This is a genomic window from Rhizorhabdus wittichii (assembly GCF_017607425.1).
Taxonomy (GTDB): domain Bacteria; phylum Pseudomonadota; class Alphaproteobacteria; order Sphingomonadales; family Sphingomonadaceae; genus Rhizorhabdus; species Rhizorhabdus wittichii.
The window spans coordinates 865095-888157 of the sequence record NZ_CP059319.1; the positions used below are offsets into that span (position 1 = coordinate 865095).

The 23063-nt window shown below is 67.4% G+C and carries 24 protein-coding genes and 1 tRNA gene; 9 read left to right on the forward strand and 16 right to left on the reverse strand.

Translation table 11 applies throughout. The features are described from left to right. Positions 1-81 precede the first annotated feature (81 nt). The 4 genes from HRJ34_RS04195 to gdhA all read left to right on the forward strand — a co-directional run bounded on the left by HRJ34_RS04195 (position 82) and on the right by gdhA (position 4067). Complete coding sequence (locus HRJ34_RS04195) at positions 82-1488, forward strand: cytochrome ubiquinol oxidase subunit I (RefSeq protein ID WP_011951264.1); 1407 nt, start codon at positions 82-84, stop codon at positions 1486-1488. Further along, positions 1485-2489: a cytochrome d ubiquinol oxidase subunit II gene (cydB, locus tag HRJ34_RS04200; RefSeq protein ID WP_011951265.1), complete on the forward strand. Its 1005-nt coding sequence runs from the start codon at positions 1485-1487 to the stop codon at positions 2487-2489. Before HRJ34_RS04195 ends, cydB begins: the two co-directional genes overlap by 4 nt. Next, positions 2470-2598, forward strand: coding sequence for a DUF2474 domain-containing protein (locus HRJ34_RS04205; protein ID WP_016744094.1), 129 nt, complete (start codon positions 2470-2472; stop codon positions 2596-2598). Before cydB ends, HRJ34_RS04205 begins: the two co-directional genes overlap by 20 nt. Positions 2599-2717: 119 nt before the next feature. Beyond that, positions 2718-4067 (forward strand): NADP-specific glutamate dehydrogenase, encoded by a 1350-nt coding sequence (gene gdhA / locus HRJ34_RS04210; RefSeq protein ID WP_030090494.1) that lies wholly within the window; start codon positions 2718-2720, stop codon positions 4065-4067. A gap of 51 nt (positions 4068-4118) precedes the next feature. Here the strand turns inward: gdhA and HRJ34_RS04215 are convergent, their stop codons facing one another. The 4 genes from HRJ34_RS04215 to HRJ34_RS04230 all read right to left on the reverse strand — a co-directional run bounded on the left by HRJ34_RS04215 (position 4119) and on the right by HRJ34_RS04230 (position 6962). Beyond that, positions 4119-5231: a hypothetical protein gene (locus HRJ34_RS04215; protein ID WP_208633440.1), complete on the reverse strand. Its 1113-nt coding sequence runs from the start codon at positions 5229-5231 to the stop codon at positions 4119-4121. Then, complete coding sequence (locus HRJ34_RS04220; RefSeq protein WP_011951268.1) at positions 5228-5902, reverse strand: hypothetical protein; 675 nt, start codon at positions 5900-5902, stop codon at positions 5228-5230. The genes HRJ34_RS04215 and HRJ34_RS04220 overlap by 4 nt, the downstream gene beginning before the upstream one ends. A 22-nt stretch (positions 5903-5924) precedes the next feature. After that, complete coding sequence (locus tag HRJ34_RS04225) at positions 5925-6734, reverse strand: hypothetical protein (protein WP_226949038.1); 810 nt, start codon at positions 6732-6734, stop codon at positions 5925-5927. Between the two features lie 151 nt (positions 6735-6885). Next, positions 6886-6962: transfer RNA gene (locus HRJ34_RS04230), tRNA-Arg, on the reverse strand. Positions 6963-7021: 59 nt separating this feature from the next. Between HRJ34_RS04230 and HRJ34_RS04235 the strand changes: the two genes are divergently transcribed. Further along, complete coding sequence (locus tag HRJ34_RS04235) at positions 7022-7768, forward strand: queuosine precursor transporter (RefSeq protein WP_208633441.1); 747 nt, start codon at positions 7022-7024, stop codon at positions 7766-7768. A gap of 4 nt (positions 7769-7772) precedes the next feature. Here the strand turns inward: HRJ34_RS04235 and HRJ34_RS04240 are convergent, their stop codons facing one another. The 12 genes from HRJ34_RS04240 to HRJ34_RS04295 all read right to left on the reverse strand — a co-directional run bounded on the left by HRJ34_RS04240 (position 7773) and on the right by HRJ34_RS04295 (position 17539). Then, complete coding sequence (locus HRJ34_RS04240) at positions 7773-8105, reverse strand: YnfA family protein (protein WP_016744089.1); 333 nt, start codon at positions 8103-8105, stop codon at positions 7773-7775. Further along, positions 8105-8524: a GFA family protein gene (locus tag HRJ34_RS04245; protein ID WP_011951272.1), complete on the reverse strand. Its 420-nt coding sequence runs from the start codon at positions 8522-8524 to the stop codon at positions 8105-8107. Before HRJ34_RS04245 ends, HRJ34_RS04240 begins: the two co-directional genes overlap by 1 nt. Next, the gene (purQ, locus tag HRJ34_RS04250; protein WP_011951273.1) at positions 8521-9186 is read right to left on the reverse strand and encodes a phosphoribosylformylglycinamidine synthase subunit PurQ; all 666 of its coding nucleotides are present in this window, start codon (positions 9184-9186) and stop codon (positions 8521-8523) included. Before purQ ends, HRJ34_RS04245 begins: the two co-directional genes overlap by 4 nt. Before the next feature lie 13 nt (positions 9187-9199). Beyond that, positions 9200-9430 carry a phosphoribosylformylglycinamidine synthase subunit PurS gene (gene purS / locus HRJ34_RS04255; protein WP_011951274.1) on the reverse strand — a complete coding sequence of 77 codons (231 nt, stop codon included), beginning with the start codon at positions 9428-9430 and terminating at the stop codon, positions 9200-9202. Between the two features lie 69 nt (positions 9431-9499). Continuing rightward, the gene (locus HRJ34_RS04260; protein WP_208633442.1) at positions 9500-10363 is read right to left on the reverse strand and encodes an FAD:protein FMN transferase; all 864 of its coding nucleotides are present in this window, start codon (positions 10361-10363) and stop codon (positions 9500-9502) included. A gap of 95 nt (positions 10364-10458) precedes the next feature. Further along, complete coding sequence (locus HRJ34_RS04265; protein ID WP_208633443.1) at positions 10459-11286, reverse strand: DUF4198 domain-containing protein; 828 nt, start codon at positions 11284-11286, stop codon at positions 10459-10461. Positions 11287-11297: 11 nt separating this feature from the next. Next, the gene (locus HRJ34_RS04270; RefSeq protein WP_029548440.1) at positions 11298-11780 is read right to left on the reverse strand and encodes a DUF2271 domain-containing protein; all 483 of its coding nucleotides are present in this window, start codon (positions 11778-11780) and stop codon (positions 11298-11300) included. An 11-nt stretch (positions 11781-11791) separates the two neighbouring features. Continuing rightward, positions 11792-12427: a PepSY-associated TM helix domain-containing protein gene (locus HRJ34_RS04275; protein WP_208633444.1), complete on the reverse strand. Its 636-nt coding sequence runs from the start codon at positions 12425-12427 to the stop codon at positions 11792-11794. A gap of 248 nt (positions 12428-12675) precedes the next feature. Then, complete coding sequence (gene rpoD / locus HRJ34_RS04280; protein WP_011951279.1) at positions 12676-14700, reverse strand: RNA polymerase sigma factor RpoD; 2025 nt, start codon at positions 14698-14700, stop codon at positions 12676-12678. 51 nt (positions 14701-14751) lie between these two features. Further along, positions 14752-16623: a DNA primase gene (dnaG, locus tag HRJ34_RS04285; RefSeq protein WP_011951280.1), complete on the reverse strand. Its 1872-nt coding sequence runs from the start codon at positions 16621-16623 to the stop codon at positions 14752-14754. A 10-nt stretch (positions 16624-16633) separates the two neighbouring features. Then, positions 16634-17026 (reverse strand): endonuclease domain-containing protein, encoded by a 393-nt coding sequence (locus HRJ34_RS04290; RefSeq protein ID WP_208633445.1) that lies wholly within the window; start codon positions 17024-17026, stop codon positions 16634-16636. 60 nt (positions 17027-17086) lie between these two features. After that, the gene (locus tag HRJ34_RS04295) at positions 17087-17539 is read right to left on the reverse strand and encodes a GatB/YqeY domain-containing protein (protein ID WP_011951282.1); all 453 of its coding nucleotides are present in this window, start codon (positions 17537-17539) and stop codon (positions 17087-17089) included. A gap of 134 nt (positions 17540-17673) precedes the next feature. Here HRJ34_RS04295 and carA point away from each other — a divergent pair, with 134 nt between their 5' ends. The 4 genes from carA (at position 17674) to carB (ending at position 23030) form a co-directional block, all read left to right on the forward strand. Continuing rightward, a complete protein-coding gene (gene carA, locus HRJ34_RS04300; RefSeq protein WP_208633446.1) occupies positions 17674-18852 on the forward strand; it encodes a glutamine-hydrolyzing carbamoyl-phosphate synthase small subunit in 1179 nt (392 codons plus the stop codon). Continuing rightward, positions 18849-19262 (forward strand): hypothetical protein, encoded by a 414-nt coding sequence (locus HRJ34_RS04305; protein ID WP_208633447.1) that lies wholly within the window; start codon positions 18849-18851, stop codon positions 19260-19262. Before carA ends, HRJ34_RS04305 begins: the two co-directional genes overlap by 4 nt. Before the next feature lie 73 nt (positions 19263-19335). After that, positions 19336-19698, forward strand: coding sequence for a ribonuclease E inhibitor RraB (locus HRJ34_RS04310; RefSeq protein ID WP_011951285.1), 363 nt, complete (start codon positions 19336-19338; stop codon positions 19696-19698). Then, positions 19698-23030, forward strand: a complete 3333-nt coding sequence (gene carB, locus HRJ34_RS04315; protein ID WP_011951286.1) for a carbamoyl-phosphate synthase large subunit — start codon at positions 19698-19700, stop codon at positions 23028-23030. The genes HRJ34_RS04310 and carB overlap by 1 nt, the downstream gene beginning before the upstream one ends. Positions 23031-23063 lie beyond the last annotated feature (33 nt).

Consider the following 23063-nt stretch of genomic DNA (forward strand, 5'->3'; position numbering starts at 1 on the left):
GCGGCCGGAAACCGCCGGACCGCTTCGACTCGGGGCCGCTCCCTTGCCGGTCCGCCCCGTCTAGAGGGGAGCATCGCACCGATGCTGGACGCCTTCGATCCCGTGGTGCTGGCGCGCATCCAGTTCGCCTTCACCGTCAGTTTCCATTTCATCTTCCCGTCCTTCTCGATCGGGCTGGCCAGCTACCTGATGGTGCTGGAGGCGCTGTGGCTGAAGACGGGCAACGCGATCTACGCCAATCTCTACCGCTACTGGCTGAAGATCTTCGCGATCGCCTTCGCCATGGGGGTCGTGTCGGGGATCGTCATGTCCTACCAGTTCGGCACCAACTGGTCGGTGTTCAGCGACAAGGCGGGGGCGGTGATCGGCCCGCTGATGGCCTATGAGGTGCTGACCGCCTTCTTCCTGGAGGCAGGCTTCCTCGGCGTCATGCTGTTCGGGATCAACAAGGTTGGGAAGGGGCTGCATTTCGCCGCGACCTGCGCGGTCGCGATCGGCACCTTCATCTCGGCCTTCTGGATATTGTCGGCGAACAGCTGGATGCAGACCCCGGTCGGCTACGAGATCGCGGCGAACGGGCAGTTCGTGCCGGGGCCGAGCTGGGCGGCGATCATCTTCAACCCCAGCTTCCCCTATCGCCTCGTCCACACCGTGATCGCCGCCTATCTGACGACGGCGCTGGTGGTCGGCGGGGTCGGCGCCTGGCATCTGCTGCGCGACGGCGCCAATCGCGGCGCGCGGACGATGTTCTCGATGGCGATGTGGATGGCGGCGCTGGTGGCGCCGATCCAGATCCTCGCCGGCGACATGCACGGGCTCAACACGCTCGAGCATCAGCCGGCCAAGGTGATGGCGATGGAAGGCCATTATCAGAGCCATCCGCACGGCGCGCCGCTGATCCTGTTCGGCATCCCGAACAGCGCGGAGCAGCGGGTCGACCTGGCGGTCGAGATCCCCAAGATGTCCTCGCTGATCCTCAAGCACGACCCCGACGCGCCGCTCGCCGGGCTCGATACGGTGCCCGAGCGCGATCATCCGCCGGTCGGCATCGTCTTCTGGTCGTTCCGGATCATGGTCGGGATAGGCTTCGCGATCTTCGCGCTCGGCCTGTTCAGCCTGATCGCGCGGGCGCGGGGGCGGCTCTACGACTGGCCGCTGCTCCATCGCCTCGCCATCCTGCTCGGCCCGGCGGGCTTCGTCGCGGTGATCGCGGGCTGGGTGACGACCGAGGTCGGCCGCCAGCCCTATGTCGTCTACGGGCTGCTGCGCACCGCCGACGCCGCCTCGCCGCTGGCGGCGCCCGCGGTCGGCGCGTCGCTGCTCGCCTTCATCATCGTCTATTTCGCGGTGTTCGGGGTGGGCGTCTGGTACATCCTCAAGCTGATGGCGAAGCCGCCCCAGCGCGGCGAGAGCGCCGAGCCGGTCGAGGGACCGATCCGCAGCGCCGGCATCACCCCCGCGCCGGCCGTCGAAGGAGAAAGGCCATGATCGGCTTCGACCTCACCCTCGCCTGGGCGGCGATCATCGCCTTCGCGGTGGCCGCCTATGTCGTGATGGACGGCTTCGACCTGGGGATCGGCATCCTCTTCCCGGGGTTCCGGGTCGGTGGCGAGCGCGACATGGCGATGAACAGCATCGCGCCGGTCTGGGACGGCAACGAGACCTGGCTGGTGCTCGGCGGGGGCGGGCTGATGGCGGCCTTTCCGCTCGCCTATGCGATCATCCTGCCGGCACTCTACGCGCCGCTGACGGCGATGCTGCTCGGCCTCGTCTTTCGCGGCGTCGCCTTCGAGTTCCGCTGGCGCGATCCGGGGCACCGCGCCTTCTGGGACGCGGCCTTCTGCGGCGGATCGCTGGTCGCGACGCTGGCGCAGGGCATCACCCTCGGCGCGCTGCTGCAGGGGATCGAGGTCGGCGGCCGGGCCTATGCCGGCGGTTGGTGGGACTGGCTGACGCCCTTCTCGCTGCTGACCGGGGTCAGCCTGGCGATCGGCTATGCGTTGCTCGGCGCGGGCTGGCTGATCTGGAAGACGGAGGGCGCTCTCCAGGCCGACGCGCGGCGCTTCGCCCGGCCGTTGTGCCTGGCGCTGCTCGTCGCGATCGCGGCGGTCAGCCTCTACACGCCGTTCCTCGAAGGCAAATATCATGAGCGCTGGTTCGGCTATCCCGGCCTGTTCGTGACGATCCCGGTGCCGCTGCTCGTCGCCGTCGTCGCGCTGCTGTTGTGGCGGTCGATCGGCGGGCGGCGCGACGGCATGCCTTTCCTGCTGACCCTGGGCCTGTTCGGCCTGTCGATGCTCGGCCTCGCCATCTCGATCTACCCCGACGTCGTTCCAGGGCGTGTGACGATCTGGGAGGCGGCCGCGCCAGAGCGGAGCCAGGCCTTCATGCTGGTCGGGGCGGTGGTGCTGGTGCCGATCATCCTCGGCTACACCATCTGGGCCTATTGGGTGTTCCGCGGCAAGGTCGATGAAGCCGGATATCACTGAGCCCGGCCCGCTCTGGCGGCGGCTCGCCTGGTTCGTCGGCATCTGGGCGGCGAGCGTCGCGCTGCTGGGGCTCGTCGCCTGGGTGATCCGGCGGATGATCAACGGCTGATCCGGTGGCCGGACCGGCCGATATCACCCCGGAAATCGACGAGATGTCGACAGACGGGTTGCGAAACATGCAACGATTGCGCCAAAGGCACGCTCGAAACGTGCAGATTGGAGGGGTCGTTGAGCAATATTGACGAAAAGTTGCAGCCGGTTCTTGAAGAAGTATTGCGCCGTAACGCCGGGGAGGCCGAATTCCACCAGGCCGTGCGGGAGGTGCTGGAAAGCCTGGGCCGCGTCGTCGCCAAGCATCCCGACTATGCCGATCATGCGCTGATCGAACGAATCTGCGAACCCGAGCGCCAGATCATCTTCCGCGTGCCCTGGGTCGACGATTCGGGTCAGGTCCAGATCAACCGCGGCTTCCGCGTCCAGTTCAACTCGGCGCTCGGCCCCTATAAAGGCGGCATCCGCTTCCACCCCTCGGTCAACCTCGGCATCGTCAAGTTCCTGGGGTTCGAGCAGATCTTCAAGAATGCGCTGACCGGCATGCCGATCGGCGGCGGCAAGGGCGGTTCGGACTTCAACCCGCGCGGCCGCTCCGACGGGGAGGTGATGCGCTTCTGCCAGGCCTTCATGACCGAGCTTCAGCGCCATCTCGGCGAATATACCGACGTGCCGGCGGGCGACATCGGCGTCGGCGGCCGCGAGATCGGCTATATGTTCGGCCAGTATAAGCGGCTCAACAACCGCTATGAGGCGGGCGTCCTCACCGGCAAGGGCCTGGTCTACGGCGGATCGCGCGCGCGGACCGAGGCGACCGGCTATGGCCTCGTCTATTTCGTCCAGCGGATGCTGGGCACGAAGGACCAGGCGTTCGACGGCAAGCGCGTCGTCGTGTCGGGCTCGGGCAACGTCGCGATCTACGCGATCGAGAAGGTGCGTCAGTTCGGCGGCAAGGTGATCGCCTGCTCCGATTCGAACGGCTATATCCTCGACGAGGAGGGCATCGACCTCGATCTGCTCAAGGAGATCAAGGAAGTGCGCCGCGAGCGGCTGTCCGAATATGCCCGCGCCGCCGGCGCCAGGGCGCATTATATCGAGAATGGCTCGATCTGGGACGTGCCGTGCGACATCGCGCTCCCCTGCGCGACGCAGAACGAGCTGACCGCCAAGGATGCGAACACCCTCATCAAGAATGGCGTGATCGCGGTGGGCGAGGGCGCCAACATGCCGTCGACCCCCGAGGCCGTGGACCTGTTCCAGCGCGCCGGCGTGCTGTTCGCGCCGGGCAAGGCGGCCAATGCGGGCGGCGTCGCCACCTCCGCGCTCGAAATGCAGCAGAACGCCTCGCGCGATAGCTGGTCGTTCGAGCAGACCGAGGAGCGGCTCGCCCAGATCATGCGCAACATCCACGACAATTGCGCCGAGACGGCCGAGGAATATGCCGCGCCCGGCAACTATGTGCTCGGCGCCAACATCGCCGGCTTCGTCCGCGTCGCCGAGGCGATGCGCTCGCTCGGCGTGATCTGAGCGTCGCCGAAGGGGCTGCGCGGCGCGGCGCGGTCCCTTCGGACGCCGGCCCTATCGGCCGGCGGCGGGGAGGGCGGGCATCTGCCCGTCATGATCCTCGGGCGCGTCGATCGTCCGCATCCATTTGACCGACGCCACATGCCATTGCGGGTCGTTCTTGCGCAGCAGCGCGAACAGGCCGGGCAGGTGCATCGCGCCATAGGTGAGGTAGATGCGCGGCCTGGGCTCGGCGATCAGCCGGGCCGCGAGTTGGCGGTTGCGGAAGTCGATCAGCACCCGGTCGAGCGGATCGCCCGAGGGGGGACCGCTCGCCCGCGTCAGCGACAGCGTCATGAAGCCGCGGCACAGGATGCCGGCAATGGCGCGCTGCCCCTCCGTTCCCTGCCGGAGGAAACGGATCGCGGCTTCCATCCGGTCGGGCGAGGCCGCGTCGCTCTTCGGCTTCGCGGCCATCGCCTTGGCGAAGCCCGGGTCGGTCGCCATCAGCCGGTCATATTCCCGCTTCAGGTCGAGCGTGCTGACGTCCGCGACGACGTGCGAGGCGGGATGGACCTGCGCATCGCGGCCGAGAAGCTGGAAATAATCGTTCTGGAACTGGAGGCCGCACAGGTCGCCCAGCGCGCGATAGGTCTCGCTGAGATCGCGGCCGCCGGTCACCGTCCGGTCGAGCCAGGCGTCGGCTTCGGGCGTCGCGGGCCGGACGCCCTCATAATAGAGGACATAGCCCTGCGAGAGGGCGTCTTCGAGATCGTAGACCACCGACTTGTAGAAGCGCTCGATCCCGACATGCTGCATGCCCTGGAAGACGATCGTCTTGCGGCCGTTGGTGAGCGTGACCTGTGGCACCAGGGCGGGACGCATCTGCGTGACGGCGGCGAGATAGTAGATCGGCGCGGCGAGCAGGATCGACAGGAGGAAGAACAGGGCCACCGCCCACCCGATCCAGCTTTGCAGCAAGGTCCGGCGCGATCCGAGCAGCTTCCGGAAGAGCCAGGCCAGCGGCAACGCGATCAGCGCGGCCAGCAGCGCGACCACCGGCAGCGCCCAGCCCGTCGCCTGGACGAGGATCGGCAGCGCGAGGAGGAAGCCGAGCCCGGCCACGAACCAGAGGATCGTGCCCAGCCGGATGCCCCAGCGGCGGGAGAAGGGAATGTCGCGCGTCATGGTGCCCCCACGATCAGGATGCTGGCGATGCCGTTGAAGATCGCGGCAGCCAGCCAGGTGCCCAGCACCGAACGAATGGCGGCGGATCGCGTCATATGGCTGTGGCGGTGCAGCCAGATGGTTTCGATGCGCAGATACCAGGCGATGCCGAGCAGGGCGATCGCGAAGCCGCTCAGGACGACCGCCGGATGCTGCGCGCGCACGAGGATCGCGGCGATGCCCAGGATGAGGGCCGCGGGGCCGGCGATGTAGCATTGCGCGAAAAAGGGCTGGCGGAGGGTCTCGCGGTCGAGCGGCAGGCCCTGTGCCTTCAGCCGGCGCGCCGCGAACATCAGCGGATAGATGGAGAAGAGGACGAAGCGCAACAGCAGGAGGTTCTGGTCCGACGTCATGATCTGCTGGCCGATCGGACTGGTGGCCTTGGGCAGGCTGCTATGCGAACCGATCTCGATCAGGTGCGACAGCAATATGGTGAGCAGCAGGAACAGCGGCGGGCTGAGCATGTCCGTGAACTGGTCCTCGGCGGGGTCCCTCAATTCCCTTTCGGAATAGAGCAGCATCTCCATCGGATGCCGGACCGACCGCCACAGCGTGCGCGGATAGAAGATCAGCCAGCTCATCACTTCATAGAGCAGTTCCTCGATCGATTGGAAAAGGCGCAGGAAATCCACGTCTTCCGCCTCGCGCCAGGCGTCAGCGGCAGGCCGATGGCTTGATCGCGGCGATGTAGCGGATGCGCCCGTCCTTGACGGCGACCTGCACGCACTGGCCGGTTCGCTCGTTCGACCGGATCGTATAGGCGGAATCGCCGGCCTGATAGGCGTTCACGGTCCGGAAGCCGCGCTTCTGGAGCTCGACGTCTGCGCTCGCCGCCCGCTGGGTGACGAGGTCGTTGACGTTGACCGAGGCGCGATAGCCGCCGGCATCGTCGGCATGGCCGTCGCGATGCCGGGTTTCGTTGTCGCGCTGGGCGACGCCCTTGGAATAGCCGTCCGAATAGGCATCGGCCCGATCGTAATTATGGTAGGATTGCGCATAGAGGCCGTCGCGATAGCCGCGCTCGAACTGCGAATCCGCGGCCTCGTCGTCGAGATGCTTCCCATTGTCGTGGTTGTGCGAGTTGTGCGCGAGCGCCGCCACCCCGACGAGGGCAACGCCGATGGCCGCTGCCGCCGCCGCGCCGGAGCCGCCTTTCCCGTCCGTCTTGGCGTTGCCCTGGTTGCAATCGGCCGCCGGCGTCGTCGTGATGGCATCGAACCGCCCGTCGAAAACGGCCACCGACACGCAGGCACGGTGCTTCGGCTGCCACCAGTAGCTCCACGCCCGATCGTCACCCTTCTGGGTCTTGATATGGACATAGCCCCGTTCTTCGAGCTGCGTCTCGCCGCCGGCCGCGCGGGCACCGATCAGGTCCCCCAGGTCGCGCGGCGCCTGCGCTGACGCGATGGAGGGCAGCAGGAGCGGCCCGCAGGCGGCGATGATGCTCAGATGGCGGATCGTCACGGGCGTCCCCTCGCAATTCGTTACGACTGTCCAACCAGAATGTGTGGCGGCCTTGTTCGGGGCAAGTGCTTTTTTTGGCGGAACTGGGGCCGCAACTTCACGAATGATTGCATGGCGGTGCCAGTCAGGCGTTCGGGATTTCGAACCGAAGTGGCGCGCCCGGCAGGATTCGAACCTGCGACCCCAAGCTTAGAAGGCTCGTGCTCTATCCAACTGAGCTACGGGCGCGCGTCGGGGCGGCAGATAGCGTGGATTGCGCTCGGATGGAACGCCGTTAGTGTGGCCTTATGAACGATAGCAGCGCCGCGCCCGTCGCCTCCGACGCCGAAGCCATAAAGGGCCGGCACTTCCGCTATTTCGATTTCGTGATGGCGGCGTTCGTCACCATCTTGCTGCTGTCCAACGTGCTGGGCGCGGGCAAGGTCGCGGTGGTCCACATTCCCGGCATCGGGCCCTGGCCGTTCGGCGCGGGCATCCTGTTCTTCCCGGTCGGCTATGTGATCGGCGACATCATGACCGAGGTCTATGGCTATGGCCGCGCGCGCCGCTGCATCTGGGCGGGAACGGCGGCGCTGCTGTTCATGGTGGTGATGAGCCTGGTCGTCGTGGCGCTGCCGCCCGACAAGAACTGGACCGGGCAGGCGGCCTATGAGCAGGTGTTCGGACAGGTGCCGCGCATCGTCGTCGCCTCGATCACCGCCTTCTGGGCGGGCGAGTTCGTCAACAGCTATGTCCTCGCCAAGATGAAGCTGTGGACCGGCGGCAAGCATCTCTGGACCCGCACGATCGGTTCGACCGTCGCGGGGCAGGGGGTCGACAGCCTGATCTTCTATCCGCTCGCCTTCCTCGGCGCGGAAGGGTGGACGAGCAATCTGGTCTTCAAGGTGCTCGTCACCCAATGGGTGCTGAAGGTGAGCTGGGAGGTGATCCTGACCCCGGCCACCTATGTCGTGGTCAACTTCCTCAAGAAGCGCGAGGGCATCGACGTGTTCGACGAGGGCACCGACTTCACCCCGTTCCGGACACGGGTATAGGCGGTCAGGCCGTTCGCGGCCCGAGCAGGATGACGGCGCTCCCCACGGCGCAGAGCAGCGCGCCGATCAGGTCCCAGCGATCGGGCCGGCCGCCCTCGACCGCCCACATCCAGCCGAGCGACGCGCAGATGTAGATGCCGCCATAGGCCGCGAAGGCGCGTCCGGCGGCGGCGCTGTCGACGCGGGTGAGGAGCCAGGCGAACAGGATCAGCAGCCCGACGCCGCCGACCGCCCAGAGCGGCGACTTGCCGAGCCGCAGCCAGGCCCAGAAGGCGAAGCAGCCGCCGATCTCGCACAGCGCCGCCGCGACGAAGATGAAAAGGCCGGCGCCCGGCATCAGGCGACGGGCGGAGGCTGGCTCTCGAGGCTCGGTATCTCGGTCGAGATGCAGGCCCAGTCGGGCGCCTGCGAGGTCCAGATCGTCGCCTGCGGCCCCATCAGGTTGGGATCGTCGAGCGCGCCGATGCGCAGGAAGATCAGGTGCGGGCGGCTCAGCGCCTCGCTGGTCAGCGGCGTGCCGCAGGTCGGGCAGAAGCCGCGCCGCATCGCATTGCCGCTCTCGGCGACGCTGTCATGATAGCGGATCTCGCCGGTCCAGCGCACCTTGTCGGCCGGGAAGCAGATGTTCGCCGTCGCGGTGCCGCCGCCGAGATACTGGCACAGCCGGCACCAGCAGGTGCGCGCCGCCATCGGCTCGGCATCGATGGTGAAGCGCACGGCGCCGCACAGACAGCCGGCGCCGTGCGGCGCCGTCACGCCACCGTCTCCAGCAGGCCCTCGAACAGGCGGCGGCCGTCGTCATTGCCGTGCGCGGCCTCGATCACCCGCTCGGGGTGCGGCATCATGCCCAGCACGTTGCCGGCGTCGTTGAGGATGCCCGCGATGCCGCGCGCCGACCCGTTGACCGCCTCGGCATAGCGGAAGGCGACCCGGCCCTCGCCCTCGATCCGGTCGAGCGTCTCGCGGTCGGCGGTGAAGTTGCCGTCGTGATGCGCGACCGGGAAATGGACCTTCTCGCCCTTGTCGTAGCGCGCGGTGAAGGTCGACTGGCTGTTCTCGACGGTCAGCGCGACCTCGCGGCAGACGAAGTCCAGCCCCTCGTTGCGCATCAGCGCGCCGGGCAGCAGCCCGGCCTCGGTCAGGATCTGGAAGCCGTTGCAGATGCCGAGCACCGGCACGCCGCGGCCGGCCGCCTCGACGATCGCGCGCATGATCGGCGACCGCGCCGCCATCGCGCCCGAACGCAGATAGTCGCCATAGGAGAAGCCGCCGGGCACCGCGATCAGGCCGATGCCGTCGGGCAGCGCCGTTTCCTGGTGCCAGAGCATGTCCGGCGCCTTGCCCGTGACGTCGCGGATCGCGACGGCAAGGTCGCGATCGCAATTGGAGCCGGGGAAGACGATGACCGCGCTCTTCATGATATGCCTCCGATCAGGCCCGTTCGATCCGGAAATTCTCGATGACGGTGTTGGCGAGCAGCTTCTTGCACATCGCCTCGATTTCGGCATCGCTGACGCCGTCGTCATGGTCGAGCTCGATCAGCTTGCCGGCACGGACGTCGTTGACACCCGAGAAACCGAGCGAGCCGAGCGCATGGTGGATCGCCTTGCCCTGGGGATCGAGCACGCCGCCCTTCAGGGTGACATAGACGCGGGTCTTCATCGCGGCCTCTTCGTTGGGAGATTCAAGCGCCCTATGGCCCCGAAGGGCGCGACGGGCAAGGGGCCGGGATCAATATTCCAGCATTTCGACGAGCGCGGGGCTGAGGCATTCGCGATCGCCGACGATCCGCGCGGCGATCCCCTCGCGCCGGGCCAGATCGAGGCCGGCTTCGGGGCCCGCCACCGTCAGCGCGGTCGCCCAGGCGTCGGCGAGCATCGCGCTCTTGTGGATCACGCTGACCGAGCGGACGCCGTTGTCGGTCGAGCGGCCGGTGCGTGGATCGATGCTGTGCGCGCCGCGCCGATAATCGCCCGAGGTCGCGACGGCGATGCCGTGCAGCGCGATGCGCAGCGGCGGCAGCGGATGGTCGGGCGGGTTCTCGAGGTCGACCCACCAGGGATCGCCGTCGGGACGGACGCCGCGACCGACCAGCTCGCCGCCGATCTCGACCAGCGCATGGGCGATGCCGAGCGCGCCGAGCGCGTCGGCGACCGCGTCGACGGCATGGCCCTTGGCGATGCCCGACAGGTCGAGGGTAAGCCCACCGGGCTGGAGGAGCCGGCCGTCGCGGAAGCGCAGCCGCCGCCATCCGGCGTTCTGGCGGGCGAGCGCGAGGGCCGTGGCGGCGTCGCTGCGCAGGGCGGGATCGGGGCCGAAGCCGGCAAGGTCGACGAGACGGCCGATCGCCGGGTCGAAGGCGCCGCCGCTGCGCGCCGCGACATCGAGCGCGGTGGCGATCACCGCCGCGAAATCATCGGGAAGACTGTGCCAGCTTCCGGCTTCGGCGCGGTTATAGGCGGAGATCAGCGAATCCGCTCGCCAGTGGCTCATTTCGGCGATGATCGTGTCGAGCCGGGCGAGGATCGCCGCCTCGACCGCTGCGGGATCGCAGCCGGCCGGCGCGGCGAAGCGCACCGACCAACTGGTTCCCATCGTCTCGCCGCCCAGGTCGGCCAGCGGCCGCGCCGGATCGCGATCGGCGAAGGCCGCGATCGCGATGTCCTTGGGCAGGGCGATGCGGGTTTCGCTCAGGGGAGCAGCACCTCGACGGTCGTCACATAGTTCATCCGGCGCTGGGTCGCGCGCGGCGCCGACGGCTTGTCGTCGGTCAGCGAGGCGTTGATCCAGTACATGCCCGGCGTCGGCCAATCGATCTTCGCGACACCGTCGGCCCCGGTCGTGAAATCGCGCGCGCCATCGTCGTTGCGGTAGCGCTTGCCGCCGGGGACCACCGTCACCTTCAGCCCGCCGGCGGGCTTGCCGTCGACGAGGAAGCGGAAGCTGGCGGACTCGCCTACGACCAGCTCGTCGGGGTGCGTCACCGGCTGGAATTCGATGCCCTTGCCGGTCGGCGTGAACACGGTGCTGCTCGGCGCGTCGGCGGTGATGTAGAGCTCGTTGCGGCCGATCACCTCGGTCAGCTTGACGTCGGTGGCGTCGGCCGGGATGTCGGCGACCGACAGCGGCGGCGTTCCGCCGCCCGGACGCCCACCGATCCGGCGCTCCTCGCCATTGGCCTTGAAGCTGCCCATCACCGCCGAGGTGAAGGTGCCGATCTTCCAGGTGCCCGGCTTGTCGAGCTTGACGTCGAAGGTCGAGCGGTAGCGGCCGGTCGATCCATTGGCGATCGCGCCCTCGCTGCCGTCGGGCGCCCAGACCTTCACGCCGTCGAGCCGCATCGGCTGATGATCGGCGAAGAACAGGTCGTTCGAGGCGGCGGCGTCGACCGTCACCCAGCTGTTGGTGCCCGAGAACACCGTTGCGTTCGGCACCATCCACTGGCGGTGCGCCGAGGCGGCGGCGGGAAGGGCGAGGATCGCGGCTGCGGCGAGCAGGCGGGTGGAAAAGCGCTTCATCGGCGGTCCTTTCAACGGGCGGAGAGGGTGACGGCGCCGAGTTCGGTCTTGCCGGCCGCCTTGGCGGGCTTGGCCGGGACGCTGATCGGCAGGGTGACATGTTCGCGGCCGCCGGTTTCGCGCGCGGCCTCGACGGCCAGCACATAATTGCCGGGCTTCAGGTCGGCGGGCAGCGGGATGGCGTGGGTGCCGGGCGCGCGGGTCGCGCCGCTGATGCCGTCGGCGGGCATCTTCGCGCTCTTGCCGCCCTTGCGCCACCAGGCGCGCAGGTCGGACAGCCATTTGGTGCCGGGCTCGTTGCCGCCCTTCTTGACGTCGTACCACACCGCCAGGGTGCGCGCAGCGCCGCCGCCGGCCGGCTCCAGCCACACCGCGACATAGGGGCGGTGATATTCGGCGACCTTGAGCTGCGGGATGGTGACGTTGATCGTGCCGGCCGCCGAGGCGGGGGCGGCGATCATTCCACCGATGAGCAGGAAGGGCGTAGTGCGCATGGCAATCTCTCTCAATGGACGAAGAGGACGACGATCAGCATCGGCACCACCAGGCCCAGGCCCACGAGCGGCCAGGTCAGGGGGCGCGGCTTAGAATGCATGTAGAGCAGGAACAGGCCGGTCAGCGTGAACAGGATGCAGGCCCCGGCGAAGACGTCGATGAACCAGCCCCAGGCGCCGCCGGCGTTGCGCCCCTTGTGGAGATCGTTGAGGTAGCTGATCCAGCCGCGGTCGGTGATCTCGGCGGTCACCGCTCCGCTGGCGCGGTCGATGCTGATCCAGGCATCGCCGCCGGGGCGGGGCAGGGCGACATAGACCTCGTCGTCGGACCATTCGCCGGGCTTGCCGCCGGCGTTGAGCTCGAGCCTGGTATCGAGCTCGGCGACGATGGCGGGCGGCAGCGGCGCGTTGTCCGACGCAGGCTTGGCGAGCTGCGCGAGCAGCGGCGCCGGCAGCTTCGCCGACAGATTCTGGACATGGGGCGAGGCGGCGATCGTCGCGGCATGGTTGAGCGTGATGCCGGTCGCCGCGAACAGCATCATGCCGATCAGCGAGATGGCGGCGCTCATCCAGTGCCAATTGTGGAGCTGCTTCAGCCACCAGCCGCGCGAGCGGTACCAGGGCTTGTGCTGCGGCTTGCGCTTCACGGCGGAAGAAGGGGGGACAGGCGTCGGGTTCACGTCCTGCCGCGTAGCGCGAACGATTCACCCTCGCAATAGCTAATGCGAACTGTTCGCAATAATTCAGCGGTGAAATATTTGTGAGCGGACGACGACTGGGTCCCTTCATGGTCATCCCGGCGAAAGCCGGGATCTCACTTCTCTTCGCCGAACCGTGGAAAGGCAGGGAGATCCCGGCTTTCGCCGGGATGACGATAGGGACCGGGAACCGGACACTATTGGTCGAGGAAGCTCCGCATCTTGCGGCTGCGGCTCGGATGCTTGAGCTTGCGAAGCGCCTTCGCCTCGATCTGGCGGATGCGTTCGCGCGTCACCGAGAATTGCTGGCCGACCTCCTCCAGCGTGTGATCGGTGTTCATGCCGATGCCGAAGCGCATGCGCAGCACGCGCTCCTCGCGCGGGGTGAGGCTGGCGAGGACGCGGGTGACGGTTTCCTTCAGGTTGGACTGGATCGCGGCATCGACCGGGATGATCGCGTTCTTGTCCTCGATGAAGTCGCCGAGATGGCTGTCCTCCTCATCGCCGATCGGCGTCTCGAGGCTGATCGGCTCCTTGGCGATCTTCATCACCTTGCGGACCTTCTCGAGCGGCATCGACAGCCGCTCGGCCAGTTCCTCCGGGGTCGGCTCGCGGCCGATCTCGTGCAGGATCTGGCGGCTCGTGCGGACCAGCTTGTTGATCGTCTCGATCATGTGGACCGGGATGCGGATCGTCCGCGCCTGGTCGGCGATCGAGCGGGTGATCGCCTGCCGGATCCACCAGGTCGCATAGGTGCTGAACTTGTAGCCGCGGCGATATTCGAATTTGTCGACGGCCTTCATCAGCCCGATATTGCCCTCCTGGATCAGGTCCAGGAACTGCAGGCCGCGATTGGTGTATTTCTTGGCGATCGAGATGACGAGGCGGAGATTGGCCTCGACCATCTCCTTCTTCGCGATACGCGCCTCGCGCTCGCCCTTCTGCACCATGTTGACGATGCGGCGGAACTCGCTGAGCGCCATGCCGGTCGCCTGGGCGATCTCGCCGATCTCGTTGCGGATGCGGTCGACCGCGTCGGCCTCGTTGGCCGCGAAATTCGCCCACTTCTTGTCGATCCGGCCGACCCGGTCGAGCCAGCCGTCCTCCATCTCGTGGTTGACATAGGCTTCGAGGAAGTCGCGGCGCGGCACCTTGTGGCGCTCGGCCAGGCGCAGCATCTGCCCGCCCAGCGTGGTCAGCCGGCGGTTGAACGAATAGAGCTGGTCGACGAGATATTCGATCTTCGCGCCGTGGAACTGGACGCTCTCGACCTCGGCGGTGAGCTGCTCGCGCAGGCCCTGGTAGCGCTCCTCCTCGGCGGCCGGGAAGTCGTCGCCGACGCCGAGCGCGGCGACGCGCGCGGACTGGACCTGCGAGAAGGTCTTGTAGAGGTCGGTGATCGCCGCGAACCGCTCGAGCGCCATCGGCTTGAGCTGCTCTTCCATCTGGGCGAGGCTGAGGGTGTTGTCCTCGTCGTCGTCTTCCTGCGGGCGTGGGGCGCGCCGCTCGGTCATCGAATCCTCGTCCTCGTCGGCGGAGGCCTCCTCCTCGGGCTCCTCCTCCTCCTTGAAGGTCGGGCCGGCCGTCTCGGCCGATATCTCGGCGTCGGCGTCCTCGTTCTCGACCTGCTCGGCGGTCGGCCCCTTCGACAGCATCGCGTCGAGATCGAGGATCTCGCGCAGCTGCATCGTGCCCTCGTTGAGCGCGTTCGACCATTCGATGATCGCGTTGAAGGTGATCGGGCTCTCGCAGAGGCCCAGGATCATCGTGTCGCGGCCGGCCTCGATGCGCTTGGCGATCGCGATCTCGCCCTCGCGGCTGAGCAGCTCGACGGCGCCCATCTCGCGCAGGTACATGCGCACCGGATCGTCGGTGCGGTCGACCGTTTCCTTCTTCGCCGTGGTGGTGAGGGCAGGGCCGGTATCGCCTTCCTCGGAGCCGGCGACCTCGTCGATGCCGTCCTCCTCGGGCTGCTCGTCCTCGCCGGCATCCTCGTTCTCGACGATGTTCACGCCCATCTCGTTGAGCGCGGACATCACGTCTTCGAGCTGGTCGGAGGTCATCTGGTCCTGCGGCAGCGCCTCGTTGAGCTGCTCGTAGGTGATGTAGCCCTTGCGCTTCGCGCGGGCGATCAGCTTCTTGAGCGATCCTTCGTTGAGATCGATGAGCGGGGCGTCGCCGTCGATTCGATCGCCACCCTCGCTCCCGTTCGTCTTCGCCATCTAAGACCAGCCCTCAATATATTCGGCCGGAAACCGCCGGCCTCAAACAGTTTAAGCGCCCCCGCCGTCCTCGCCCAGGGCGAGGTCGGTGAGCGCGCGATCCGCCGCCTCGCGGGCCGCGAGCAGCCTGCGCTGCTCCTCTAGCCCGGCATCGTCGGCCGCCATGCCCAACCGCTCGGTGGCCTCCCGCAGCGCCGCATCCAATAGGGGACGCGCCGCCATGGCCTCGATCGCCGCCGAGAGATCGCGCATAGCACGGTCAGGATCGGCATTGCCGCGCAAGAAGGAAAAGGCAAGAGCGTTCGTAGCCTTGAGCTCCTCGACCACAGCCCCAAGACCCGCCTCGGCCAATATGGTTTCGAGGCCTTCCTTTTCAAGCGGTCCCCCGGAAAATCCGGCTTCGAAGGCCTCCGCGCGCAGCCGATCGAGCCGCTCGTCGCCGAGCTGGAGCTGTCCGATCGCCTCCATGTGCGACGAGAAAAGCGCCGGGAAGCGGAGCAGACCCGCCATCACCGCGCGGGTCACCATCGGATTGACCCCGCTCTTGTTCACCGCATGGGCGGCGCGCGAGGGCGGCAGCGGCTCGGGTTTCCAGGGCTGGCCGGGGCGGCGCTGCTGGCGGGGCTGGAAAGGCTGGAAGTTCCGTTCGAACGGACGGCGCTGGGCGCTGCCGAACAGCTCGTCGAAGCGGCGGCGGAACTCCGCCTGGTAGAGTTCGCGCACGTCGCGGTCCTGGATCGATCCCGCGAGGTCGCCGAGCCGCTTGCGCAGGCCGGCCCGCGCCTCGGGCGTCGACAGCGGCTGCGCCTCATATTCGGCGCGCCACAGCAGTTCGTCGAGGCTGATCGCCTCGTCCAGCACCTGCTCGACCGCGCGGACGCCGCCGGACTTGACGAGGTCGTCGGGGTCCTGCCCGCCGGGCAGCAGGGCGAAGCGCAGCGTCCGCCCCGGCGCGATCATCGGCAGCGCGCGCTGCGCGGCGCGGACGGCGGCCTTCTGTCCGGCCTTGTCGCCGTCGAAGCAGAGCAGCGGTATCTCGGTCATCCGCCACATCCGTTCGAGCTGCGCTTCGGTCAGCGCGGTGCCGTTGGCGGCGACGGCTTCGTCGATCCCCGCCTTGGCCAGCGCGATCACGTCCATATAGCCTTCGACCGCGATCACGCGGTTGGCCTTGCGCGACGCGGCGCTGGCGCGCTCGATGTTGAACAGTGTCCGGCCCTTGTCGAACAGCGGCGTGTCGGGCGAGTTCAGATATTTGGGCTCGCCCTTGTCGAGGATGCGCCCGCCAAAGGCGATGACGCGCCCGCGTTGGTCCTGGATCGGGATCATCACGCGTCCCCGGAACCGGTCATAGGGTTCCTTGTCCTCGACCAGGATCAGCAACCCGGTCTCGATCAGCTTGGCGTCGCCGAAGCTCTTCAGCGCGGTTCGGAGCTTGCCGCGCGAATCGGGGGCGAAGCCGATGCCGAATTTCTTCACCAGCCGTTCGTCGATCCCGCGCCGCTGGAGATAGGCGCGGGCCTCGGCACCGGCTATCCCGCCCAGCTGTTCCTGGAACCAGCTCGCCGCCGCCGCCATGACGTCATGGAGCCCGGCCTGCATCTCGTTGCGCTGCGCCGCGCGCGGATCGGGGGCGGGGACCTCCATCCCGGCGCCCTGCGCCAGTTCCTTGACCGCATCGATGAAGGTCAGGCCCTTCGCCTCGGTCAGGAAGCGGATCGCGTCGCCATGCGCGCCGCAGCCGAAGCAATGGTAGAAGCCCTTGTCGTCGTTGACGTAGAAGCTCGGCGACTTCTCGTTGTGGAACGGGCAGCACGCCTTGAACTCGCGTCCCGCCTTCACGAGCTTCACCGACCGCCCGATCAGCGTGGACAGCGTGACCCGGGCGCGGAGCTCGTCGAGGAATTGGGGGGAGAGGGACATGCCTAGGCCTCTACTCCCCTCCCGCGTGCGGGAGGGGTTGGGCCTCCGCGCCCTCCGCCAGCGCTTCCGCGATGCGGGCCAATACGCCTTCCAGCCGCTCGTTCACGTCATTGTTCCAGAAACGGAGCACCCGATAGCCTTCCGCCTCGATCCGCCGGGTTCGCGCCTCGTCCTCCGCGGCCTGCCAGCCATGCTGGCCCCCATCGAGCTCGATGACAAGATGCGCCGATCGGCAAAGGAAATCGCAGATGAAGCCGGCGACCGGCATCTGCCGGCTGAACTTGAAGCCGTTCAGGCGACTGCCGCGCAGATGATGCCAGAGCTTGCGTTCGGTATTGGTGGCATTGTTGCGGAGCCGCCTCGCGAGACGGGTCGGCCGTGGTTTGAAGGCCGGGGAGCCCACCCCTCGATCCCCTCCCGCAGGCGGGAGGGGAGGATTGTCGTTCTCCGCCCCTTCGTTCACTCAGCCCAGCCGCGCCTTCACCAGGCCGCTGGCCTTGGCCATGTCCATCTGGCCGGCGAAGCGTTCCTTGAGTGCCGCCATCACCCGGCCCATGTCCTTGATCGAGGCCGCGCCCAGTTCGGTCGCGAGGGCGTCGATCGCGGCGCGGGCCTCGTCCTCGCTCATCTGCTGCGGCAGGAAGCGTTCGATCACCGTGACCTCGGCGGCCTCGGCGGCGGCGAGCTCGGGGCGGTTGCCCTTCTCGTACATCTCGATCGATTCGCGGCGCTGCTTGATCATCTTCTGCAGCACCTCTGTGACGAGCAGGTCGTCGTCGGGCTGCTGGGTCGCGGTACGCAGCTCGATGTCGCGGTTCTTGATCGCCGACTGGATCAGGCGGATCGCCGCCGTGGTGGTGGCGTCGCGCGCCTTCATCGCGGCGACGAGCGCCGTCTTGATCTCGTCTCGAATCATGGGAACCACCGGTCTGTTCGGGAAAGGAGGATGCGTAGCACAGAGATTCCTGATTTAATAGAATTGACCCGCCGAGGAGGGCCCCCTAGGTACGCCGCCGTTTGCCCACCGACCCATAGCCGAGGAGAGCCCTAGTGGCCGAAACCGATCACGCGCGTCTGACACCCCCCGAGGGCGCAACGGGCGTTTTGGTTCTCGGCGACGGGACATTGATCTGGGGCAGGGGATTCGGGGCAGAGGGCGACGCCGTCGGCGAGGTCTGCTTCAACACCGCGATGACCGGCTATCAGGAGGTGATGACCGATCCCTCCTATGCCGGGCAGATCATCACCTTCACCTTCCCGCACATCGGCAATGTCGGCACCAATGCCGAGGATGTCGAGGCGACCAACCCCCACGCGCTCGGCATGGTGGTGCGCGAGGACGTCACCGATCCCGCCAATTTCCGCAGCAGCCAGCATCTCGACGCCTGGCTGAAGGCGAACGGCCGGATCGGCGTCTCGGGCGTCGACACCCGCGCGCTCACCCGCGCGATCCGCATCGACGGCGCGCCGAACGGCGTCATCGCCCACAACGCGCAGGGCCGCTTCGACATCGAGGCGCTGCGCCGCAAGGCCCACGAATGGCCGGGGCTGGAGGGCATGGACCTCGCCAAGGAGGTCAGCGCCACCCAGACCTACAAGTGGAGCGACGGCCTCTGGGCGCTCGGCGAGGGCTATGATCTCGACGCCGCGCCCGCCGACGCGCCGCACGTCGTCGCGATCGACTATGGCCTGAAGCGCAACATCCTGCGCAATCTGGTCGCCGCCGGGGCGCGGGTGACGGTCGTCCCCGCCACCGCCAGCTTCGACGAGGTGATGGCGCACAGGCCCGACGGCGTCTTCCTGTCGAACGGCCCGGGCGACCCGGCCGCGACCGGCGCCTATGCGGTGCCGGTGATCCGCAAGCTGCTCGACGTCGGCACGCCGCTGTTCGGCATCTGCCTCGGCCACCAGATGCTCGGCCTCGCGGTCGGTGCGAAGACCTACAAGATGCACCAGGGCCATCGCGGCGCCAACCATCCGGTCAAGCGCACCGACGACGGCCAGGTCGAGATCACCAGCATGAACCACGGCTTCGCGGTCGACACCGACAGCCTGCCGGCCAATGCCGAGGCCACCCATGTCTCGCTGTTCGACGGATCGCTGGCGGGCTTGCGCCTGACCGACAAGCCCGCGTTCAGCGTCCAGTACCACCCCGAAGCCAGCCCCGGCCCGCAGGACAGCCATTATCTGTTCGAGCAGTTCGTCGCCCAGCTGAAGGCGAAGGCGTGACGGCCGTTTCGATCATCCTGCTGCACGCCATGGCCTTGACTTCGACGGTAGCGACGCCGTCGGAATGCGAGCGATCCATAGCGAAATTGGCTACAGCCGCAGCGCCAGCTACGCGGATCGTGGCGACGTTCACGGGAACGCAGCGTTCTCTGCTGCCGCTGGATGAGGCAAGCAGTTCGCAGGCGGAAGCCGGTCGACCGATCGAGCCGACCTTGTTTCCGATCGGCGCGGACAGCTTCGTGCTGACCATACAATTTCGTCCGCAGAACTGGGGTACAAGCCAGAGTGCGGCATTCGCCGAATCGATTTGCTCTGTTGGACTATCGGGCGGCGGCCGCTTCAACGGCGTGATGTCTTTCGTCGGCGGTCGCATGACCGACGCGGAGTTCGCTAGAATTCCGGAGCGCTGATGACCAGTCGAACCGACATTTCGATGCTCATCGTCGGCGGCCCCGGCCGTCTCGGTCAACCGGAGGCCCGCGCATGACCCTTCCCGCGATTGATCCGCAGCGCCTGGAGGAGGAGTGTGAGGCCGACGCCGAGGTGCTCGCCAATCTCCGCGAAAATGGCGACCAGCCCGAACTGGTCCGCCCCGTCGACGTGAGCTTCCGCGGCAGCCCCGAGGCACTGGTGCGGCTGACCGACCGGGCCGAGGAGTTCGGCTTCGAGTATATCGAGATCGAGGAAGGCGAGGATGGCGAACCCTGCCTGTTCCTCGCCAAGGACCAGGCGGCCGATGCCGCTTCGATAAAAGAGCTAACCATCACCTGCCTGCAGATCGAGCAGATCTTCGGGGTCGAATATGACGGGTGGGGTTGCGAGTTGCAGGATGGAAAAACCGAATAATGCCCAAGCGCACTGATATCTCCTCCATCCTCATTATCGGCGCGGGTCCGATCGTCATCGGTCAGGCCTGCGAGTTCGACTATTCGGGAACGCAGGCCTGCAAGGCGCTGCGCGAGGAAGGCTATCGCATCGTCCTCGTCAACTCGAACCCCGCCACGATCATGACCGATCCGGAGATGGCGGACGCGACCTATGTCGAGCCGATCACGCCCGAGATCGTCGCCAGGATCATCGAGAAGGAGCGGCCCGACGCCGTCCTGCCGACGATGGGCGGGCAGACCGCGCTCAACACCGCGCTGGCGCTGTTCAACGACGGCACGCTGGAGAAATATGGCTGCCAGATGATCGGCGCCGACGCCGAGGCGATCGACAAGGCCGAGGACCGGCTGAAGTTCCGCCAGGCGATGGACAAGATCGGCCTGGAAAGCCCGCGCTCGGACGTCGCCCACACGCTCGACGAGGCGCTGCGCGTGCTCGACTATGTCGGCCTGCCGGCGATCATCCGCCCCAGCTTCACCATGGGCGGCACCGGCGGCGGCATCGCCTACAACAAGGACGAGTTCGTCAAGATCGTCACCGGCGGTCTCGACGCGTCGCCGACCACCGAGGTGCTGATCGAGGAATCGGTGCTCGGCTGGAAGGAATATGAGATGGAGGTCGTGCGCGATCGCGCCGACAACTGCATCATCATCTGCTCGATCGAGAATGTCGATCCGATGGGCGTCCACACGGGCGATTCCATCACCGTCGCGCCGGCGCTGACGCTGACCGACAAGGAATATCAGATCATGCGCAACGCCTCGATCGCGGTGCTGCGCGAGATCGGCGTCGAGACCGGCGGGTCGAACGTCCAATTCGCGGTCAACCCGGCCGACGGCCGCCTGGTCGTGATCGAGATGAACCCCCGTGTGTCGCGCTCCTCGGCGCTGGCGTCGAAGGCGACCGGCTTCCCGATCGCCAAGGTCGCCGCCAAGCTGGCGGTCGGCTACACGCTCGACGAGATCATGAACGACATCACCGGCGCGACGCCGGCCTCGTTCGAGCCGACGATCGACTATGTCGTCACCAAGATACCGCGCTTCGCCTTCGAGAAGTTCAAGGGGGCCGAGCCGCTGCTGTCGACCGCTATGAAGTCGGTCGGCGAGACGATGGCGATCGGCCGCAACATCCATGAATCGATGCAGAAGGCGCTGCGCGGCCTGGAGACCGGCCTCGCCGGCTTCAACGTCGTCGAGAACCTGAAGGGCGCGGCCCGCTCGGTGATCGAGGAGGAACTGGCGCGACCGACGCCGGACCGGCTGCTCGTCGCGGCGCAGGCGCTGCGCGAAGGCTTCTCGGTCGACGACATCCACCGCATCGCCAAGTACGAACCCTGGTTCCTCGATCGCCTCGCCGAGATCGTCGCGGCCGAGGAGGAAGTGTGCCGCGAAGGGCTGCCGCAGGACGCGGCGGGCATGCGCCGGCTCAAGGCGATGGGTTTCTCCGACAAGCGGCTCGCCTGGCTGGCGCTGCAATCGGCCAACCTGGCGGGCATGGCGCGCGAACAGGCGCGCGGCTCGGGCATCGTCCATGACGCGGCCAAGGCGATGACCGGTGGCATCACCGAGAAGGAGGTGCGTGCGCACCGCCACAAGCTGGGCGTCCGCCCGGTGTTCAAGCGGATCGACACCTGCGCGGCCGAGTTCGAGGCGAAGACGCCCTACATGTACTCGACCTACGAGGCGCCGAGCTTCGGCGAGCCCGAGTGCGAGAGCAACCCGAGCGATCGCGAGAAGATCGTCATCCTCGGCGGCGGCCCGAACCGGATCGGGCAGGGGATCGAGTTCGATTATTGCTGCTGCCACGCCTGCTTCGCGCTGGCCGATGCCGGCTATGAGACGATCATGGTCAACTGCAACCCGGAGACGGTGTCGACCGACTATGACACGTCGGATCGCCTCTATTTCGAGCCGTTGACCGCCGAGGACGTGCTGGAGATCCTGCATGTCGAGCAGTCGAAGGGCACGCTCAAGGGCGTGATCGTCCAGTTCGGCGGGCAGACCCCGCTCAAGCTGGCGCAGGAGCTGGAGGATGCCGGCATCCCGATCCTCGGCACCAGCCCCGATGCGATCGACCTGGCCGAGGACCGCGAGCGCTTCGCCGCGCTGGTCGGCGAACTCGGCCTCAGCCAGCCGCGCAACGGCATCGCCCGCAGCCGCGAGGAGGCGCTGGCCGTCGCCGAGCGGGTCGGCTATCCGGTGCTGATGCGGCCGTCCTATGTGCTCGGCGGCCGCGCGATGGAGATCGTCGAGGACCCGTCGCAGCTCGATCAGTATATCAGCACTGCAGTACAAGTATCTGGCGATTCACCAGTTTTGATCGATCAGTATCTGCGCGACGCGATCGAGGTCGACGTCGACGCGATCTGCGACGGCGACGATGTCGTGGTCGCGGGCGTGCTCCAGCATATCGAGGAAGCGGGGGTCCATTCGGGCGACAGCGCCTGCACCCTGCCGCCCTACAGCCTGCCGAAGGAGATCATCGCCGAGATCGAGCGGCAGACCGACGCGCTGGCCCGCGCGCTCAAGGTGCGCGGCCTGATGAACGTCCAATATGCGGTCAAGGACGGCGAGGTCTACCTGATCGAGGTCAACCCGCGCGCCAGCCGCACCGTGCCGTTCGTCGCCAAGGCGATCGGCCAGCCGATCGCCAAGATCGCGGCGCGGGTGATGGCGGGCGAGCGCCTCAAGGCGCTGCCGCGCATCCGGCTCGACGTCGACTATATCGCCGTCAAGGAAGCCGTCTTCCCGTTCGCGCGCTTCCCCGGAGTCGATCCGGTGCTGAGTCCGGAAATGAAATCCACCGGCGAAGTCATGGGAATCGATAGTGATTTTGCCACGGCTTTCGCCAAGGCGCAGCTCGGCGCGGGAACCAGGCTGCCGCTCGGCGGCACCGCCTTCGTCTCGGTCAAGGACAGCGACAAGGGGCATATCCTGCCGGCCGTGCGGCAGCTCATCGCGATGGACTTCACCATTCTCGCGACCAGCGGCACCGCGACCTTCCTGCGCGAGCAGGGGCTGGAGGTGGAGACCGTGCTCAAGAAGCGCGAGGGGCGGCCGAACATCGTCGACCGGATCGTCGACGGCGACGTCGACCTGATCTTCAACACGACCGAAGGCTGGCAGTCGCTGCTGGATTCGAAGGCGATCCGGACGTCGGCGCTCTACGGCCGCGTTCCCTACTTCACCACGGCGGCGGCCAGCGTCGCCGCGGCGCAGGCGATCGGGGCGTTGCGGGAGCGGAAGCTTGAAGTGCGCGCGCTTCAATCCTATTATTCTCATTCGCACGCCTGATCCCCACATGGCAGGAGTTCAGGGCGGGCGACC

Excerpts from the sequence above, each read along its gene's own strand:
- rpoD (WP_011951279.1), bottom strand. The coding sequence starts at position 14,700 with ATGGCGAAGACGAACGGGAGCGAGGGTGGCGATCGAATCGACGGCGAC.
- HRJ34_RS04295 (WP_011951282.1), bottom strand. The coding sequence starts at position 17,539 with ATGATTCGAGACGAGATCAAGACGGCGCTCGTCGCCGCGATGAAGGCG.
- HRJ34_RS04195 (WP_011951264.1), top strand. The coding sequence starts at position 82 with ATGCTGGACGCCTTCGATCCCGTGGTGCTGGCGCGCATCCAGTTCGCC.
- cydB (WP_011951265.1), top strand. The coding sequence starts at position 1,485 with ATGATCGGCTTCGACCTCACCCTCGCCTGGGCGGCGATCATCGCCTTC.
- dnaG (WP_011951280.1), bottom strand. The coding sequence starts at position 16,623 with ATGTCCCTCTCCCCCCAATTCCTCGACGAGCTCCGCGCCCGGGTCACG.
- HRJ34_RS04205 (WP_016744094.1), top strand. The coding sequence starts at position 2,470 with ATGAAGCCGGATATCACTGAGCCCGGCCCGCTCTGGCGGCGGCTCGCC.
- HRJ34_RS04265 (WP_208633443.1), bottom strand. The coding sequence starts at position 11,286 with ATGAAGCGCTTTTCCACCCGCCTGCTCGCCGCAGCCGCGATCCTCGCC.
- purQ (WP_011951273.1), bottom strand. The coding sequence starts at position 9,186 with ATGAAGAGCGCGGTCATCGTCTTCCCCGGCTCCAATTGCGATCGCGAC.
- HRJ34_RS04260 (WP_208633442.1), bottom strand. The coding sequence starts at position 10,363 with ATGGGAACCAGTTGGTCGGTGCGCTTCGCCGCGCCGGCCGGCTGCGAT.
- purS (WP_011951274.1), bottom strand. The coding sequence starts at position 9,430 with ATGAAGACCCGCGTCTATGTCACCCTGAAGGGCGGCGTGCTCGATCCC.
- HRJ34_RS04235 (WP_208633441.1), top strand. The coding sequence starts at position 7,022 with ATGAACGATAGCAGCGCCGCGCCCGTCGCCTCCGACGCCGAAGCCATA.
- HRJ34_RS04310 (WP_011951285.1), top strand. The coding sequence starts at position 19,336 with ATGACCCTTCCCGCGATTGATCCGCAGCGCCTGGAGGAGGAGTGTGAG.
- HRJ34_RS04215 (WP_208633440.1), bottom strand. The coding sequence starts at position 5,231 with ATGACGCGCGACATTCCCTTCTCCCGCCGCTGGGGCATCCGGCTGGGC.
- HRJ34_RS04270 (WP_029548440.1), bottom strand. The coding sequence starts at position 11,780 with ATGCGCACTACGCCCTTCCTGCTCATCGGTGGAATGATCGCCGCCCCC.
- carB (WP_011951286.1), top strand. The coding sequence starts at position 19,698 with ATGCCCAAGCGCACTGATATCTCCTCCATCCTCATTATCGGCGCGGGT.
- HRJ34_RS04240 (WP_016744089.1), bottom strand. The coding sequence starts at position 8,105 with ATGCCGGGCGCCGGCCTTTTCATCTTCGTCGCGGCGGCGCTGTGCGAG.